This is a genomic window from Spirosoma pulveris, assembly GCF_054781875.1.
Genome location: NZ_BAAGTO010000003.1, coordinates 38,332 through 56,063 on the forward strand (window position 1 = coordinate 38,332; position 17,732 = coordinate 56,063).

Sequence of the window (17,732 nt, forward strand, 5' to 3'; positions counted from 1 at the left end):
AAGGAGGAGAGGGAATCGGGAGAGATAGCCAGCTGACTCTTTTTCCCCTTTCTCCCTCTACTCCCTTTCCTCCCTCTACTCCGTTTTTAAACTTTTCACGGGGTTCATCAGGGCAGCTTTGATGCTTTGGAAACTCACCGTCAGCAAGGCGATACCCACCGCCAGCAGGCCCGCCAGGGCAAACATCCACCATTCGATGTCGATCTTGTAGATGAATTTTTGCAGCCATTTGTCCATTACGTACCAGGCTACCGGCGAACTCAGCACCAGCGCGATCAGGACCAGCTTGACAAAGTCGAAGGAGAACAGACCGAAGATGTGGGCTGTCGATGCGCCCAGCACTTTTCGCACACCCACTTCTTTGGTGCGGGTTTCGGCCATGAACGCGACCACCCCATACAGACCCAGGCAGCCGATAAACAGGGCAATGCCCGCCAGCAGCCGGAACAGCGAATACATTTGTTCTTCACTCTTGTAGAAATTGGCGAGGGTTTCGTCCAGAAACTCGTAGCTGAAGACAAACTCAGGGAAGGTAGCTGTCCAGGCTGTTTCGACCTGCTTCAGCAGTTGGCTGATGCCTTCGGTGCCGCCCTGCCGGGTTGATAGCTTGATGGCGATGGTACGGTAGTTGCCTCGCTGGGTGGTCAGGACGCTTGGCTCAACGCGTTCCCGCAGCGAAAACATGTTGAAATCCTTCACCACGCCGACAATAGGTTTCTTCACGCTCTCGCCCGCCACCGTCATGAGTTTGCCAAGCACCTGCTCGGGCTTCTGAAAGCCCAGCCGTTTCATGAACGTCTCGTTGATGACCAGTTCGCGGATAGAGTCGGCGGGTTGGTACATGCGCCCGGCAATGAGTTTCAGACCATAGGTGCGTACATAGGCCGTATCGCCGGGGCGCATCAGAATGCCGTAGCCGGGGTCTTTATCGTCGTTGCCGTATCGAAAACCCGTTGTCCAGTTGCTGGTTGAGGAAGGGCTGGTCATGCCAAAGCTAATCGACTGAATACCCGGCAGACCGGTGAGTTTAGCCCGTAAATTGGCAATTGGCCCCGGATCATTGTCGGGCAGAGGCAGCGTCAGGACGGCGTCTTTATTGTAGCCCAAATCGGCCGAGCGAAAGAAGCTCATCTGGTTATAGGCGATAATGGTGCCGATGATCAGCAGCTGGGAAATGGCAAACTGCCCCACAATCAGCCCCCGCCGGAGGGACAACTGACTAGTCGCGCCCGCCGATTGTATCTTACCCTTGAGGGCCAGTATCGGTTGATAACCCGATAGCACCAGGGCCGGATAAAAGCCCGCCAGCACGGTGGTCAGTACGCCCAATACCAGTAAGAACCCGAGCACAGTCGGGCTATAGAGGGTTACCGCTCCCGGCTTGATGTTGAGCAGGTCGCCCACGTAGGGTAACGAAACCTGAGCGACCAACAGCGCCAGCACAACTGCCATACCCGTCAATACACTGGTTTCGCCCAGAAACTGCCGCACCAGTTGGCCGCGCGTACTGCCCAGCACTTTCCGAACACCCACTTCTCTGGACCGGCGAATGGCCTGCGCCGTCGCCAGATTGATGAAGTTGACACAGGCTGTTCCCAGAATGAAGAGGCCAATGAGCACCATCGCCCAGATCATTTCAATGCTGATGCTCCGCTGTGCATAATTCGATATGTTGGTCGCAAAATGGATGCTGGTCAACGGTTGTAGAATGTAGGCCAGTGTTTTGGCATCCTCGGGGTCGTGGTATTTATTGACGAAACTCACCAATTGCCGTTCCATCCGGGCCGACGGTGTTTCTGCTCCGGGGGTGGGCGGGGGCAGCATTAGGTAAATCTGGGCTCCGCCATAGGATGACTTCCAGTCGTCGGGGGGGGAGGTGCTGCCATATGCCAGTACGGACGCGTGCGACAGGAACACATCGAACGGCAGGCTGCTCGTAGGCAGTGGGTCCTCGATAATGCCCGTTACAACAAAGTCCATCCGGTTTTCCAGCCGAATGGTTTTGCCCATCGGGTTGGCATCGCCGAAGTACTTATGCGCCATCCGCTCCGAAAGTACTACTGTGTTCGGGTTGGAGAGCGCCGTTTGCGGACTGCCTTTTTTCCAGGTATAATCGAAGAGGGTGAAGTACTCCGGCTCGGCAAAAGCGATTACGCCGTCCGTTTCCTGAAAACGTTTGGTATCGGCGTTCGCCTTGCCCGGTACGGCAACCACCGCCGATTTTATCCGGGTAACCAGCGTAAGCTGGTGTTTCAGCTCCGGGAAGTCGTTGCGCAACGCAGCCAGTGCCGGAAACGTGATGCCCGTATTCGGCTTGCCGTTGGGGTCCGTTTTGTTCGCACCGAGCATGCGGTAAATCCGGTCGGCGTGTGCGTTGTGCTTATCGAAGCTCAGTTCGTAGCGGACGGCCACAAACAGCAGCAGACAGCAGGCCAGACCCAGCGTCAGGCCCAGCACATTGATGGTGGAGTAACTCCAGTTGCGCTTTAGTGCGCGCAGGGCGGTTGTGAGATAGCTTTTTAACATAAGTATTGAGGAGTTAGGAGCGAGGAGTGAGGAGTTGCTGACGCGTGTTGTGCCGCCGGATGGCTCCTCACTCCTCGCTTCTCACTCCTCACTCCTTCCTGGTTTATTCCGACCGCAATGATTTTACCGGGTTCATCAGGGCGGTTGCAATGGTTTTACTGCTAATGGATACAAGTACCAGAATCAGGATCAATAGGGCGGGGGCCGCGAAAAGCCACCAGCTCAGTTCGATACGGGTCGCATAATTGGCCAGCCAGTTTTTAACCAGGAAATAGGTAACAGGCAGGCCAATGAGTATGGCAATCAGGACGGTTCGGATAAATTCTTTGGAGAGCAACAGCATCAGGTTGGTCGTGCTGGCACCAATCACTTTACGAATACCGATCTCCTTCGTACGCTTGGTAACGGTGAACGTCGCCAGCCCGAACAGGCCCAGGCAGGAGATCAGAATGGCGAAGCCCGTCAGGGCGCCAAATACCTGCTGAAAGCGGTCGTCGGCTTTGTATTGCTTGTCATATTCCGCGTCCATAAAGAAATAGCTGAACGGCGAATAGGGGAAATTGGCCTCGTAAATCCGCTTCAGTGTCGTGAGTTGCTCTTTGGCGTTGCCCCCGGCAAACTTCACACTGGCGAACGAGGTGAAATCGGGCGAATACATATGGATCATCGGAATATGAGCTGCCTTGGGCGATTCGTAGTGGTAGTTTTTGATAACCCCCCGAATCGTCGCTTTATGTCCCCAAAAGTCTACCCGTTTGCCGATGGCTTCTTCGGGCGATGGAATCTCCCAGAGCCGGATCGCTTCCTCGTTGACAATCAGTTGCCGATCGGTTGTGTCGGCAAAGCCCGGCCGGGTGGTGGCGTCGAAGTTCTTGCCTGCCAGCAATTGGAGGCCCATCAGGTCGATGAACGACGTGTCGATGCGGGTCAGGTAGAAGTTGTAATATGTTTTTTTAACAGCGTCCGACAGGTTGATCCCCGTTGTTGTTCCCATCTGGGTCGAACCCAGACCCGGTACCGTGCCCGACAGCGATACGGCCTTCACCTGCGCCTGATCGAGCAGCATTTGCCGGAACCGACCGTAATCCTGCCGGGCATTTTTCCCTACGGGGGCTTTTACCACGAGCGTGTGGTCGAGGTTCACGCCCAGGTTTTGGTCCCGCAGAAAATTAACCTGCTGGTACACGGCGAACGTTTGCACCAGCAGAATCAGAGTAACGGCAAACTGGGTAATCACCAACGACTTACGCAGCAATACGCCTTTGGCCGAGTGCGAAAAATTACCCTTGAGAACGGCGATCGGATCGAACGACGACAGCACGAAAGCCGGGTAAAAGCCCGACAGCACAATACTCAGCAGTAGAAACGCCCCGACGCTTTCCCAGAAGAACAGGTCGTTTAACACGTTGAAGCCGTTGGGCAGACCCGCCATCGCCACAAATACCGGGCGCAGGGCCGCGACCAGCCCCACTGCCAAAGCCCCGGCAACGATATTGACCAGAATCGTTTCAGTGAAAATCTGGGTTCGTATCTGGGTCTGCGTCGAGCCAACGACTTTTCGCATGCCGATCTCCCGCGCCCGGTCGAGGGCTTTGGCGGTGGTCAGGTTTATGTAGTTAACGAAGGCGCTCAGAAGTACCAGAATGGCGACGCCCAGCAGGAAATACACCGATCGCGCGTCGCCATTCGGTTCTGTTTCAAAGTTCTTATGGGAATACAGGTGAATGTCACCGATCTTCTGAGCAATCACCTGCTCGTTGTGTATCTTCCTTTCGTTGACCAGTCGGTCACTAAAAGCCGCCAGCGATTTGGTGAACCCTTCGTACGGGGTATTTTCGGCCAGTTGCACATACGTATACGTGTTATTGTTGTTCCAGTTGTCTTCCCGTTCGCCAAAGTCCGACAGCATCGTCGGGTAGGAGATAAGCATATCGAATTTCAACTGCGTATTGGCCGGGCTGTCTGGCACGACGCCCGCTATTTCGAGCAGAACGCTTCCTTCCGACTTTGGTATCTTCAGCGTTTTGCCCACCACATCGAGCGTATTGAAGTAGGTCATCGCCATCGCTTCTGTCAGTACCGCCTGCCGTGTTCGGGTAAAAAGTCCGCTGCGACTTCCCCGCAGTAACGGGTAGTTGAACATGGCAAAAAAGGAGGAATCGACCGCGTAGACGTTGTTGACCAGGAAATACTGCTCACCAATCTGAACTGTCACATCGGGTTTTCGTAACGGATAGGCGCGGGTATAATTGACAACTTCCTTCATTTCCCGTTGGGCTTTGGCACCAATGGGCGGGTAGGTTTCGGCATCCTGCGAGTTCACCGCTCCCCCATTCAGATAGTCGATGGTAAGCCGCACCAGCCGATTCGCCTGCGGGTTGGTATTTTCATAACTCAACTCGAACCGAACATACTGGATAATGAGTAACGCCACCGCCAAACCGGTAGCCAGCCCCACCACGTTGATGAGCGTGAAGGTGGAATCTTTTCTGACGATTCGCAGGGCGATTTTGATGTAGTTTGTGAGCATAGGGCAGAGGGGTTGGTGCGTGGGGGTAGGGTAGGTAGAGACAGGGCATGCCCTGTCTCTACGTGCGTCGACATTCCTATTCCGACCGCAATGATTTGACTGGGTTCATCAGGGCAGCTTTGATGCTTTGGAAACCAACCGTCAATAAGGCCACGACCAGGGTTGCCAGCAGGGCGATCAGGAAGATGACGGGGCTGAGCGAAATCCGGTATTGGAAACTCTGCAGCCAGCCGTCCATCACCCACCAGGCTACCGGTGTTGCTACGACAAAGGCCACTACGAGCAATCGGACAAACTCCCGGCTGAACAGCCATAGAATGCTGCCACTGCTGGCCCCAAGCACTTTTCGGATACCCACTTCTTTGGTCTTTTGGGCCACCATAAACAGCACCAGGCCATACAATCCCATGCCACCAATAAAGAGCGCTACTCCCGAGAAGACGTTGATCAGCAAACTCATCGTCTGTTCACGCTGGTAAGCTGAACTAATCTGTTCATCAACGAATGCCGGTTCGAAAAAACTATCGGTATATACCTGATTATATACGGTTTCCAGCTGCTTCAAGGCCTTGGTGAAGTTGGTCGAGCGCAGCTGAATATTTGCCGAGCCGTAGCCCTCGGCCAGGGTTGTCATGAACAGGGGCGTGATGCTTTCTTTAAGGTCCGACTGATTGTAATCTTTCAGGACACCCACAATTTCCAGGGGAGCCATGCCGCCTTTACGGATAAACTTGCCCAACGCCTTTTCGGGTTGACGGATACCCAATCGGTGCATGAACGTTTCGTTGATGAGCGTTTCGCGGGCTGTGTCGGATGGGTGCAGATTACGCCCGGCAACCAGTTTCAGCCCGTACAGACCGACGTAATCTGCATCGACCCACGTCTGTTGCGGAGCGTAGGGTTCTTTATTCGGTCGGTTGTCGAACCAAACGATCGTTTGACTAATCCAGCCCGATTGCGGAGCACCGCCCATCGAATAGCTGAACCCGGCTACATCCGGTAGGGCCGTAGCCCGATGGCGAAACGCATTCAGCTTGCTGCGGTCCTGCGCGGGTACATCGGGCAGGCGCACGGTCAGGACAGCATCTTTGCGGAAGCCCAGGTCTTTCTGCTGCACATACGTCAGCTGATTCGTGATCACGACGAGGCCGATGATGAGCAACTGCGAAATAGCAAACTGGGCGACCACCAGCCCCCGCCTTACTGAGAAACCACCCGCCTGCTGTTTGGTGAACCGGCCCGCCAATGCAACCACCGGGCGGAAACCCGCCATCACCAGCGCCGGGTATAAACCCGATAGCCCGATAACACTCAAAATCAGCAGGGGCAGACCCACCAGCACCGACGGCGAGAAATAGAACGTAAACCGGAAGGGGCCGTGCATGTATTGGTGGACCAGTGTTTGCCCGTACTGAAACAGACTCAATGCCAGCACCGTGGCGACGATAACAATAACCGCCGTTTCGCCCATGAACTGCCAGAAAAGCTGGCTTTGAGTACTGCCCAGCACTTTCCGGACACCCACTTCCCGCGCCCGGTTGAGGGCCTGCGCCGTAGCGAGGTTGACAAAGTTTATACTCGCCGTGCCAATCAGCAGGAGCCCGATGGCCAGCAACGATAGCAGCAATCCCCGACTCACGCCACCATATTCGGGCGAGAGGTGCATGGCACTGAAGGCAACCGCCGGGTAGGAGGTGCCTTTGGCCTGCTCAGGGTTATATTTTTTGACGAACGAAGGCAGTTCCCGATTCCAGTCGGTGGGCGTAAATCGGTTGCCGAACAGCGCGTAACAGTGGGTGCTGCCGTTGGTGTTGTCGAATCGGTCGTCTTCGGGACGGCTGCCCCGCTGCTGGGCCAGCGATGCCCACGAAGCAATGACAGAATAGGCCAGGTCGGTGTTATCCTGATAATCGGCAAAAACGCCCACCACACGCGCCGGGGTGCGGGCATTAAGCCGAACGGTTTTACCGATTACGCCGTTTGCCGTGCCGAAGCACCTAAACGCCATCTCGCGGCTCATCACTACGGTACTGGGCTGCCGAAGGGCCTCGGGGCCGCCAGACAGCCACGTATAATCGAAGATGCGAAAGAAGGCCGGTTCGGCAAACGCGCCCATATGTTGGCCGTCCTTAATTTTTTTGTCCGCTTTGTTAGCTACCGGTATGGACAACATCGGTGCATACCATTCATCAACCATGGCCACCTGCTCCAGATTAGGGTGGTCGGTGCGGAGTGCCCTGCCAAACGCATAGGGCACGCCCCGGATGTTGAAATCGCCCTCAGCCGACGTAAACCGGGACGTGAACTGGTAGATTCGGTCGTAATTACGGTGATGTTGGTCGGTCTGATAGTGAGAGCGAATCAGCGCAAAAAGCAGCAATGCGCACCCCATACCAAGCGCCAGCCCCGCTACATTGATGAGGGCATACGTTCGGTTTTTGTAGAGGTTGCGCCAGGAAATTTTAAAATAGTTTGTGAGCATGAGTAGTTAGTATTGAGGAGTTAGAAACGAGGAGCCCTCCGGTGTTAGCTAGCGTGCGTCAGTCTCCTAACTTCTCGCTCCTAACTCCTAATCGTGTCATTCCGACCGCAATGATTTCACCGGGTTCATCAGGGCAGCTTTGATGCTTTGGAAACTCACCGTCAGCAAGGCGATACCCACCGCCAGCAACCCGACCAGCGCGAAGACCCACCACGACAGGTCGACGCGGTACGCAAAATTTTGCAGCCATTCATTCATCGCATACCACGCAATCGGGCTGGCAATCAGAATGGCAATGCCCACCGGTTTCAGAAAATCGCCGGAAAGCAGGTTGACAATACTGCCCACCGATGCGCCCAATACCTTTCGGACGCCAATCTCTTTGGTGCGCTGCTGGGCCGAAAAAGAAGCCAGTCCGAACAAACCCAGGCAAGCGATAAAAATGGCCAGACCGGCGAAAACGCGCATGATCGTTTGCTGACGCAGGTCTGCCTGGTACATCTGGTCGAACTTCTGATCCAGGAAGTGGTACTCAAACGGATAGGCCGGGCGTGTCTGGGCGTACAACCGCTGGATAGTTTCGACCGTAGCGGACAGGTTGCCCGGACTCAGCCTGATCAGAGCCGCCCGCCGGTCGTCGTTGGGGGTGATCACCAGGGGCTCGATGCCTTCTTTCAGGGAAAGGAAATTGAAGTCCTCGACGACACCAATGATGGTGCGGTTCGTGCTATCCCGCAACGTGTTTTTCAACCACTTGCCGACGGCTTCTTCCGGCGTCCATCCCAGCCGCGCAGCCGCCGTGCGATTGATCAGGGCCGCCCGCGTGGTGTCGGAAGGGTATTGGGCCGAAAAGTCGCGACCGGCAATAACTTTTAACCCCAGGGTCTTTACGTAGTCGAAATCGGCAAACTCCGTTCGGGATTTCCACCGGTTAGGGTGTGCTTCGACATCGAACATAAGCCCATCGAAAAAGCCCCCCGGCTCGCCCGACATCATCGAAACGGCCTCCACCCGGCTCTGGGCCAGCAGTTCCTGTTTATGCCTGAGGAAGAACATATAGATGTCGTCGTTGTCGATGGGGACGACGAGGGTCTGCTCTTTCTGGTACCCGAGCTGTTTGTTTTTGAGGTAGTTCATCTGCTGGGTACCGATGGCTGTTCCGAGCATGAGGAGTATCGAAATGCTGAACTGCACCACCACCAGCACCTGCCTCAGCGATGTGCCGCCTTTGCCCATCCGTAACCTGCCTTTCAACGCCTGGATGGGTGAAAAGGCAGCCAGTACAAAGGCCGGGTAACTCCCCGACAGAAAACCCACCAGCCCGATGATGGCGATGAGGAACAGCCCGATCGGACCGGCATAAACGGCCAGATTCAGGGGGTAACCCAGCAACTCTTTGTAGAAGGGAAAAGCCAGGGCCAGTAGTCCCAGTGAAATCAGGCTCGAGAACGTTGCCAGCAGCAGCGACTCGCCGATAAACTGCCAAACCAGATGCGTTTTGAAGGCACCCAGTACTTTGCGAACACCAATTTCCTTCGATCGCTCCACCGCCCGCACTGTCGACAGATTCATGAAATTGATGCAGGCCACCAGCAGAATGAGGATGGCAATCGACAGGAAGATATAAACGACTTTTTTGTCGCCGTGCTTCACGCTGTCGAAGGCCGACTGTTCAAAGTAAATAGATTCCATGGGGGTGAGCGACAGCTTGAAATGATAGCCCGCCTGCTTCATGAGTTGCCCCATGTGCTTGTCCATGAAGCGCGGGAAATTGCGCTCAACCTGTTCCTTGCTAACCGTTGGAGCCAACTGTACATACGTGTACAGACCGTTGTTGATCCAGATGTTCATGTAGCTCCGGTCCTTATAGTTCTCCAGTGGGATCACCAGGTCGAAATCCAGGTGCGAATTGGCGGGCACATCCTGCGCAATACCGGTGACTTTGAGCGGCAGATTTTTGTCGACTTTAATGAGCTGACCCATCGCCTTGTCGATGCTGCCAAAATACTTTTGGGCCGTCGATTCGGTGAGCACAACGCTGGCCGGTTCTGTCAAAACCGTTGCTGGATCACCTTTCAGCAGCGGGAAGGAAAAGAGTGTAAAGAAGTTAGCGTCGACATCGATGATTTTGCGTTCATGGAACGACTTATCCTGTGCACTGACCAGCGCATCGGTCGGGTTGACCCGTACCGCCTGGGTTATTTGCCCTTTAAAATCAGTAAGCAAGGCCGGTGCATACGGCCCCGACAGATAAGAGACCGCGATCTCTTTCCCTTCATTCTCGATGCCGCGCATGACGCGGTAGATGCTCTTTCCATTTTTGTGGAAGTTATCTACGCTGAATTCATTGCTGATGAACAGGAAAATCATCAGGCATACGGTGATGCCCGTAGACAGACCGAGCAGGTTAATGACCGAAAACGCCTTGTTTCGGGTCAGGTTGCGGAAGGCGATTTTGAGATAGTTTCGTAGCATGAGTATACAGGAGTTAGGAGTGAGGAGTGAGGAGTTGCTGACGCGTGTTGTGCCGCCGGATGGCTCCTCACTCTTCGCTTCTCACTCCCCACTCCTTTCTGTTTCATTCCGATCGCAACGATTTCACCGGGTTCATCAGGGCGGCTTTGATGCTTTGGAAACTGATGGTCAATAGCGCGATGCCGGTTGCCAGCACACCCGCCAGGGCGAACATCCACCATTCGATGTCGATCTTATACGGAAAATCGGCGAGCCATTTGCCCATAACATACCAGGCTACCGGCGAGGCAACGACCAGCGCGATGAAGACCAGCCGGACAAAATCCGCCGAAAACAGGCTCACAATATTGCCCACCGACGCCCCCAGCACTTTGCGGATACCGACCTCTTTGGTGCGGGCTTCAGCCATGAACGCCACCACGCCGTAGAGGCCCAGACAACCGATGAAAATGGCGATACCCGCCAACAGCCGGAACAGTGAATACATGCGCTCTTCGCTCTTATAGAAACTGTTCAGGGTCTGGTCCAGAAATTCGTAGCTGAAGACAAAGTCCGGGAAAGTGGCATTCCAGGCGGTTTCGACCTCGGCAACAAGTTTATGGATCGATTCGGTGCCGCCCTGACCCGTCGAGAGTTTGATGCCGAGCGAGTGATAGGCATCCCGGCGGTTGGTGAGTACACAGGCGTCGGTTTCCTGGTGGAGCGAGAACGTGTTGAAGTCGCGGACAACGCCAACAATTTCCTTTTGAGGACTATTGGCCCCAATCCTGATGTGTTTTCCGAGAATCTGCTGCGGATTGCGCAGACCTATTTTCCTGACAAAAGACTCGTTCACGACCAGATCGCGGCTGGTGTCGGCGGGCTGGTACATGCGTCCGGCAATGAGTTTCAACCCGTAAGTGTTGATATACGATGTATCGGCAAAGCGCATGACGATACTGAAATCGGCGTCTTTGTCGGCGTTTTCGTAACGGAAACCGCTCCACCAGTTACCATCCGACGACGGAATGGAAATGCCGTAGCTCAACGTTTTGACATTAGGTAACCCAACCAGTTTAGCCCGCAAAGCTTCCAACTGGCCCGGCTTCTGGTCGGGTATGTTCACCGTCAGGACGGCGTCTTTGTTGTAGCCCAGATCGGCCGTACGGACGTATTTCATCTGGCTATAGGCGATGATCGTGCCGATCACGAGCATCTGCGAAATGGCAAACTGAAACACGATGAGGCCCCGGCGCAGGGTGAGTTGGCTGCTGCCCGCTAGGCGCATCTTACCCCGCAGGGCCAGCACGGGCTGGTAGCCCGACAGCACCAATGCCGGATAGAACCCGGCCAGCACCGTTGTCAGCAACGCCAGTAGGAGCACGAACGAAACAACGCTGAAGTTGAAGAGCTGTAGCGACGTTGGTTTAATATCGAGCAGTTCCGATACATAGGGTATGGACAGATCGGCTACCATGAAGGCCAGCACGATGGCCAGTCCCGTCAGCAAACCCGTTTCGCTCAGAAACTGCCGCACCAACTGCGTCCGCGAACTGCCCAGCACTTTCCGGACACCCACTTCTTTAGCCCGGCGAATGGCCTGCGCCGTTGCCAGGTTGATGAAGTTGACGCAGGCAGTTATCAGAATGAACAGCCCGATCAGTGCCATGGCCCAGATCATTTGTTTGCTCACCGTTCGGCCCGCCGAGTTGCCCGTGCGGGTGTCGAAGTGAATGTTGGTGAGGGGCTGTAACTCGTACTGAAGGTCTTTCACCTGCTCCGGTTTCATGTATTTGTGGGTGAACAGAACAAACCGCTTCTCCATCTGAGCCGACGCCACCTGTTCCGGCAACGTCATGTATATCTGGGCACCGCTGTAATTAGATTGCCAGTCATTCCAGTCGGTATTGGTGCCGTATTGTTTCAGGGAGGCAAACGACAGCAGCACCTCAAAGGGCACGCTGCTCGTAACCGGCGGGTCCTTCACGAGGCCCGTCACCACAAAATCCATTTTGTTATCGATACGAATGGTCTTGCCCACCGGGTTGGTATCGCCAAAATACCGGTGCGCCATTTTCTCCGAGAGTACTGCCGTTTGTGGATTACTCACCGCCGTTTTCGGACTGCCGCTGACCCACTGGTAGTCGAAAATTTGAAAGTATTCGGGTTCGACGAAGGCAATTACGCCTTCTTTTTCCTGGAACTTGTTGCCTTGCCGGTCCTGCACGCGCACCAGCCCGCCAAAAAGTTCATAGGCCATCGTGACCTGGTGAGCCAGCTCCGGGAAATCGGTGCGAAGGGCGGCCAGGGCGGGCATGGGTACCCCTGTATTGCGCCCGTCGCCACCCGAATCTCGGTTGTAGGTGATGATCCGGTACGTCCGGTCGGCGTTGGCGTGGTGCCGGTCGTAGCTCAGTTCGTAACGGATGGCCAAAAACAGAACAAGACAGCACGCCAGTCCGAACGTCAGCCCGACCACGTTGATGACGGTGTAATTCCAGTTGCGCCGTAACACGCGCAGGGCGGTGGTGATATAATTTTTTAGCATAGGTCCTATTCCGATTTCAACGATTTCACCGGGTTTACCAGCGCGGCTTTTACGCTCTGGAAACTGACGGTTAGCAGTGTGATAAAAACCGCCAGCACGCCCGCCAGGGCAAAGATCCACCAGTCGATGTCGATTTTATAGGCAAAATCCTGTAGCCATTTGGTCATGACCCACCAGGATACAGGCACTGCCAGCAGCAGGGCAATACCGACGAGTTTCAGGAAATCTTTCGACAGCAACGACACAATGCCGACTACCGATGCGCCGAGCACCTTCCGCACACCGATTTCCTTAGTACGCTGCTCCGCCATGAACGTTGCCAGCCCGAACAGACCCAGACAGGCGACAAAAATGGTCAGCCCCGCAAAGATGCCGAGGATAAGGCCGGTCTTCTGTTCGGCACGGTAGGTAGCGTTGAAACGCTCGTCCAGAAAGGCATAATTGAACGGCGCATCGGTGGTAAACTGATTCCACTGGGTTTTCAGGGACGCCAGCAAACCGGAAATATCTTTGGTTTTTACTTTGGCAATGACCGTTCCGGAGTTGCTGCCCAGCACCATCACCAGGGGGGTAATGGGCTCGTGCAGAGATTTGAAGTGGAAGTCTTTCACCACGCCAATCACCCGGTAGGTCATGACTTTACCATCCCGATCGGCCCGGCTCAGGCTGTGCCCCAGCGCATTTTTTGCCCAGCCCAGGGTGCGGGCCGCCGTTTCGTTTAAAATGATCCCCGTCGAATCGGTGCCGTAGGTCTTCGAGAAGTTGCGCCCGGTGGCGAGTTGTATGCCCAGCGTTGGTATATAGTTGTAATCGACATCGTAGCGGAGCGTCTTGACGATCTGGGGGACCGGGTCGCCGTTGCGATTGGATTCCGGGTAGACAAAGAAATTATTGTTGTTGCCGGGTCCGGCCGGCAGGTAGCCCGATGTGCTGACGTTCACTACCCGCGAGTCCTGCATGAGCTGATTGCGGAAGGCCTCTTCGTTCTTGCCCAGCAGCCAGGTTTCGGGCAATACCAGTACCTGCTCTTTGTCGTAGCCAAGCTTCTTGTTCTGGATGTAGCTCAACTGCCGATACACCACCGTTGTACTGACTATGAGCGTAATGGAAATGAAAAACTGAACCACCACCAGTCCGCTGCGTAAACTGATGCTGTTGCGGCTACCCGTAAACCGGGTGCCTTTGAGTACCGATATAGGTTTGAACGACGAGAGAAAGAACGCCGGATAGCTCCCCGCCAGCAGACCCACCGCCAGACCAAAGAGTAACAGGCCCGGCAATAGCCAGGGTGATGCCGTAAAGTTCAACGTCAGATTTTTTTCGGCCAGTTCATTGAACGCCGGGAGCGCCAGATACACCAGGCCAATCGCCAGCAGCAGCGCAACGGCGGTCAGGAGCAGAGATTCGACCAGAAACTGTGTTGTCAGAGCCTGTTTTACCGATCCCAGTACCTTTCGAATACCCACCTCTTTGGCCCGTTTGGATGCTCCGGCCGTCGACAGGTTCATGAAGTTGATACACGCAATGAGCAGGATAAAGAGCGCAATAGCCCCGGAAATGTAGACGTACTGGATGTTCCCGCTCGGGCTCAGATCGTAGGCGAAATCGGAATGAAGGTGAATGTCGGTGAGGGGTTGGAGATACAAACCGATATCGTTGCCTTTCTGCCGGAACTGGCTCAGCGTCATGCCCATGGCTTTTTGCAGCTGCGGCCCCATGTATTTCTCGACGACCTGCGGCAGTTTGGCTTCCAGCTGTTTGTAATCGTAGCCTTTAAGCAAGACCAGGTAGGTGAAAAACTCCGAGGTCATCCATGAGTTTCCGTTGGCTTCCGGGAGGCTGGCCATTGACAGGAACAGGTCGGCTTGAAAATGCGAGTTGGTGGGAATCGGGTCGATCACGCCCGTTACCTGGTAGGTAGCCTTCCAGCTTTTCATGGTGATGATCTTACCAATGGGGTTCTGGTTGCCGAAGTAATTGCGGGCCAGCGTCTGCGAGATGACGGCGGTGTTGGGTCGGGTCAACGCCGTTCGGGCATCGCCTTGCTGAAGGGGCAGCGTGAACACCTGAAAGAAGTTGGAATCGACGAAGGCCGTGGCGGCATCCCGGAATGTCCTGTTGTTTACGGTTATGACCGGCGCGCCCGCCATACGCAGCCGGGTGGCGTCCGCTACTTCGGGATAATCGGCCTTGAGGGTCTGAGCCGTGGGGGGCATCACGTGCGCTTCGTTCATCTTGCCGCCCGCCGACGATCCCCGGAAAACGACCCGTACAATCCGGTCGGCCTTTTCGTTGAAGCGGTCGTAGCTCAGCTCGTCGAGGATAAACAGGCTGATAAGCAGACACGTCGCCAATCCAATCGCTAACCCCGCGATGTTGATCGCCGAGAAGGCTTTGTTACGGACCAGGTTCCGCCAGGCTATTTTGATATAGTTTGTGAGCATGTTTTGTTAGTATGTAGAAGTTGGGAGCGAGGAGTGAGGAGTTGCTGACGGGTGTGGTGCCGCCGGACGGCTCCTCACTTCTCGCTTCTCACTCCTTTCTGTTTCATTCCGATCGTAACGATTTCACCGGGTTCATCAGGGCGGCTTTTATACTTTGGAAACTTACCGTCAATAAGGCAATCAATACCGTCAGGCCACCGGCCAGCAGGAACACCCACCAGTGAATATCGGTGCGGTAGGCGAAGTCGCTGAGCCAGGTGTGCATGGCGTACCAGGCAATGGGGGAGGCAATGACCAGCGCCACCAGTACCAGTTTCATGAAATCCTGAGAGAACAGCGCTACCAGACTCGCTTCCGACGCACCCAGCACTTTTCGAATGCCGATTTCCTTGGTGCGCTGCTCCGCCATGAACATCGACAGGCCAAACAGACCGAGGCAGGAGATCAGAATGGCCACCCCGGCAAAGATGCTGAACAAGGTTTGCTGCGTTTGCTCACGGGCGTAGAGCCGGTCAAAGCGGGTGTCCAGAAACTGGTAGTCGAACGGACGTTGCGGGAAATACTGTTTCCAGACCGATTCAACCTGTTTGATACTCGCCGTAACATTTCCTTTGAGTGGTATTGAAATCCAGTTGAGTTGGCGGGGCGTCAGAATCATGGCCAGGGCCGCCACCTGCTGGTGCAGGGATTCAAAGTGATAATCTTTCGTAACGCCGATAATCCGGCCTTTGGCGGGGCCATACTGAAACGGCTTGCCGATGGCCTGTTCGGGAGTCCAGCCCAACTGCCGCGCGGCTGTTTCGTTCAGCACCACCATCGACGTGTCGGTGGAGTAGTCGCGGGAGAAATTGCGTCCGGCAGCCATGCTGATCTGATAAGCGGGAATGAAATCGTAATCGACGCGCAGCCCCCGCAGGTTAATTTGAACGGGAGCCATGCTGTCGCCTTTCATGGCCATGCCGCCGTACGAATCGAGCAGCCGCCCCGACGGTACCCGCGACGATCGGCCCATGTCGCGCACGGCACCCGTTCGGATGAGCTGCTGTTTGAGCGTTTCATAGTTCGTTGTCGAATCACCAATATCGGGCATAAGCAGCACCTGATCTTTGGCGTAGCCGAGCCGGTAATTCTGAATGTATGTCATCTGGTTATAAACCACCGCCGTACTGATAATGAGCGCGATGGCAATGGCGAACTGCGTGATAACCAGCACCTGCCGAAGTTTGCCCGTCCGCATGGTCGAGGCAATCTGCCCTTTCAACACACCCAATGGCCGGAAGGAGGTGAGGAAGAACGCGGGATAACTACCCGCTACCAAACCCGTCAGCAAGGTAATGCCCACCAGAACACATAAAAAGACAGGGTCGAGCAGTTGCTGAAACGACAGTTGTTTTTGGGTGAAAGCGTTCAGTGCCGGTAAGCACAGGATCAACAACAGGATGGCAACACCTAAGGCAAACGTGACGAGGAGAATGGATTCGCTCAGAAACTGCCCAATAAGCTGGGAACGCAAAGCCCCTACAACCTTGCGCATCCCAACCTCTTTGGCCCGCCCCGCCGACCGGGCTGTTGCCAGATTCATGTAATTGATGCAGGCAATGAGCAGAATGAATAAACCAATGGCCGAAAATAAATAGATATAACTCATATCGCCGGTTGGCTCTATCTCCGAATCCGTATGCGACTTCAGGTGAATATCGGTGAGTTTTTGCAGGTTCAGCACCGAAAAAGCGGAGGCCTTACGCCCTTCTTCGGCGGGTACGTACTTGTCCTGAAACGCCGGAAAGCCAGCTTCCATCCGCTGTGGGTTTGCATTGGGCTTTAATAATACGTAGGTATTGAAGGAGTTGTTACTCCAGCTGGTCCGAAGCTGTTCGGCACCATAAACACGGTTATCGTTGAACGTGGAAAATGAGACCAGAAAGCTGGGATGAAAATGCGACTGAGCAGGCAGGGGCTCAAAAACACCTGTTACGGTCAGGTCGAACTGGTCATTTAGCCGAACCGTTTTACCTATTGGATTTTCCTGGCCGAAGTACTTCTCCGCCATTGGTCGGGAGAACATAATCGAAAACGGGTTGACTAAAGCCTGTTCAGGATTGCCGCTGGTCACGTTAACGTCAAACACCTTAAACAGATTGGCTTCGGCGAAGAACATATCTTCCTCATTGAACGAGTGTTCGCCGTATTTTAGCAGTCCCCCGTTGTCAATTGTACGCACAACCTGCTCGGCTTCGGGGAAGTCCTGCCTGATGAGCGGCCCAAAGGGCGGTGCCGCCTGCGCCAGCCGCAGCGAAGCCGTCCCCTCCGACGAGAGGAAGGTGCGTGTAAGGCGGTAGACACGGTCGGCGTTAGTGTTGTAGCGGTCGTAACTGAGTTCATCCCGCACATACAGCGCAATGAGCAGGAAGCACGCCAATCCTACAGCTACCCCTGTAATGTTGATAAAACTGAATGATTTGTGTTTCCGCAAATTGCGGAAGGCGATAAGAAAATAGTTTCGCAGCATAATCAGGCAGAGTTGAGCAGGATACGCGGTAGCCTATGCCAAATGCCGTACCAGAAAATTAAGTAACTGATAATCATAGTGTTAGTTCTAGTAGGTTGGAAGGGGATGTCCGCAAACGGACGCTGGTCGTACAGTTGCGGACAGGGTCAGGACCGGGATTTATGTGATTTTTCGGACGGAATATGATTTAATGAGATAGCTTTCTGTGAAAGCAAATTTCATAGTCCGTCCGGAAAATC

General features: G+C 54.7%; 7 protein-coding genes. All 7 read right to left on the reverse strand.

Annotation, left to right across the window (positions count from 1 at the left end; genetic code table 11):
- Positions 1-75: 75 nt before the first annotated feature.
- Positions 76-2,526 carry an ABC transporter permease gene (locus ACYVJM_RS13065; RefSeq protein ID WP_461148688.1) on the reverse strand — a complete coding sequence of 817 codons (2,451 nt, stop codon included), beginning with the start codon at positions 2,524-2,526 and terminating at the stop codon, positions 76-78.
- 103 nt (positions 2,527-2,629) lie between these two features.
- Positions 2,630-5,056, reverse strand: coding sequence for an FtsX-like permease family protein (locus ACYVJM_RS13070; RefSeq protein WP_461148689.1), 2,427 nt, complete (start codon positions 5,054-5,056; stop codon positions 2,630-2,632).
- A gap of 76 nt (positions 5,057-5,132) precedes the next feature.
- Positions 5,133-7,538 (reverse strand): FtsX-like permease family protein, encoded by a 2,406-nt coding sequence (locus tag ACYVJM_RS13075; protein ID WP_461148690.1) that lies wholly within the window; start codon positions 7,536-7,538, stop codon positions 5,133-5,135.
- Positions 7,539-7,634: 96 nt separating this feature from the next.
- On the reverse strand, positions 7,635-10,013 hold the full coding sequence (locus tag ACYVJM_RS13080; RefSeq protein ID WP_461148691.1) for an ABC transporter permease: 2,379 nt from the start codon (positions 10,011-10,013) through the stop codon (positions 7,635-7,637).
- Positions 10,014-10,116: 103 nt separating this feature from the next.
- Positions 10,117-12,540, reverse strand: coding sequence for an ABC transporter permease (locus ACYVJM_RS13085; protein ID WP_461148692.1), 2,424 nt, complete (start codon positions 12,538-12,540; stop codon positions 10,117-10,119).
- A 5-nt stretch (positions 12,541-12,545) separates the two neighbouring features.
- On the reverse strand, positions 12,546-14,984 hold the full coding sequence (locus ACYVJM_RS13090) for an ABC transporter permease (protein WP_461148693.1): 2,439 nt from the start codon (positions 14,982-14,984) through the stop codon (positions 12,546-12,548).
- A 103-nt stretch (positions 14,985-15,087) separates the two neighbouring features.
- Positions 15,088-17,493, reverse strand: a complete 2,406-nt coding sequence (locus ACYVJM_RS13095; protein WP_461148694.1) for an ABC transporter permease — start codon at positions 17,491-17,493, stop codon at positions 15,088-15,090.
- Between the last annotated feature and the right edge of the window lie 239 nt (positions 17,494-17,732).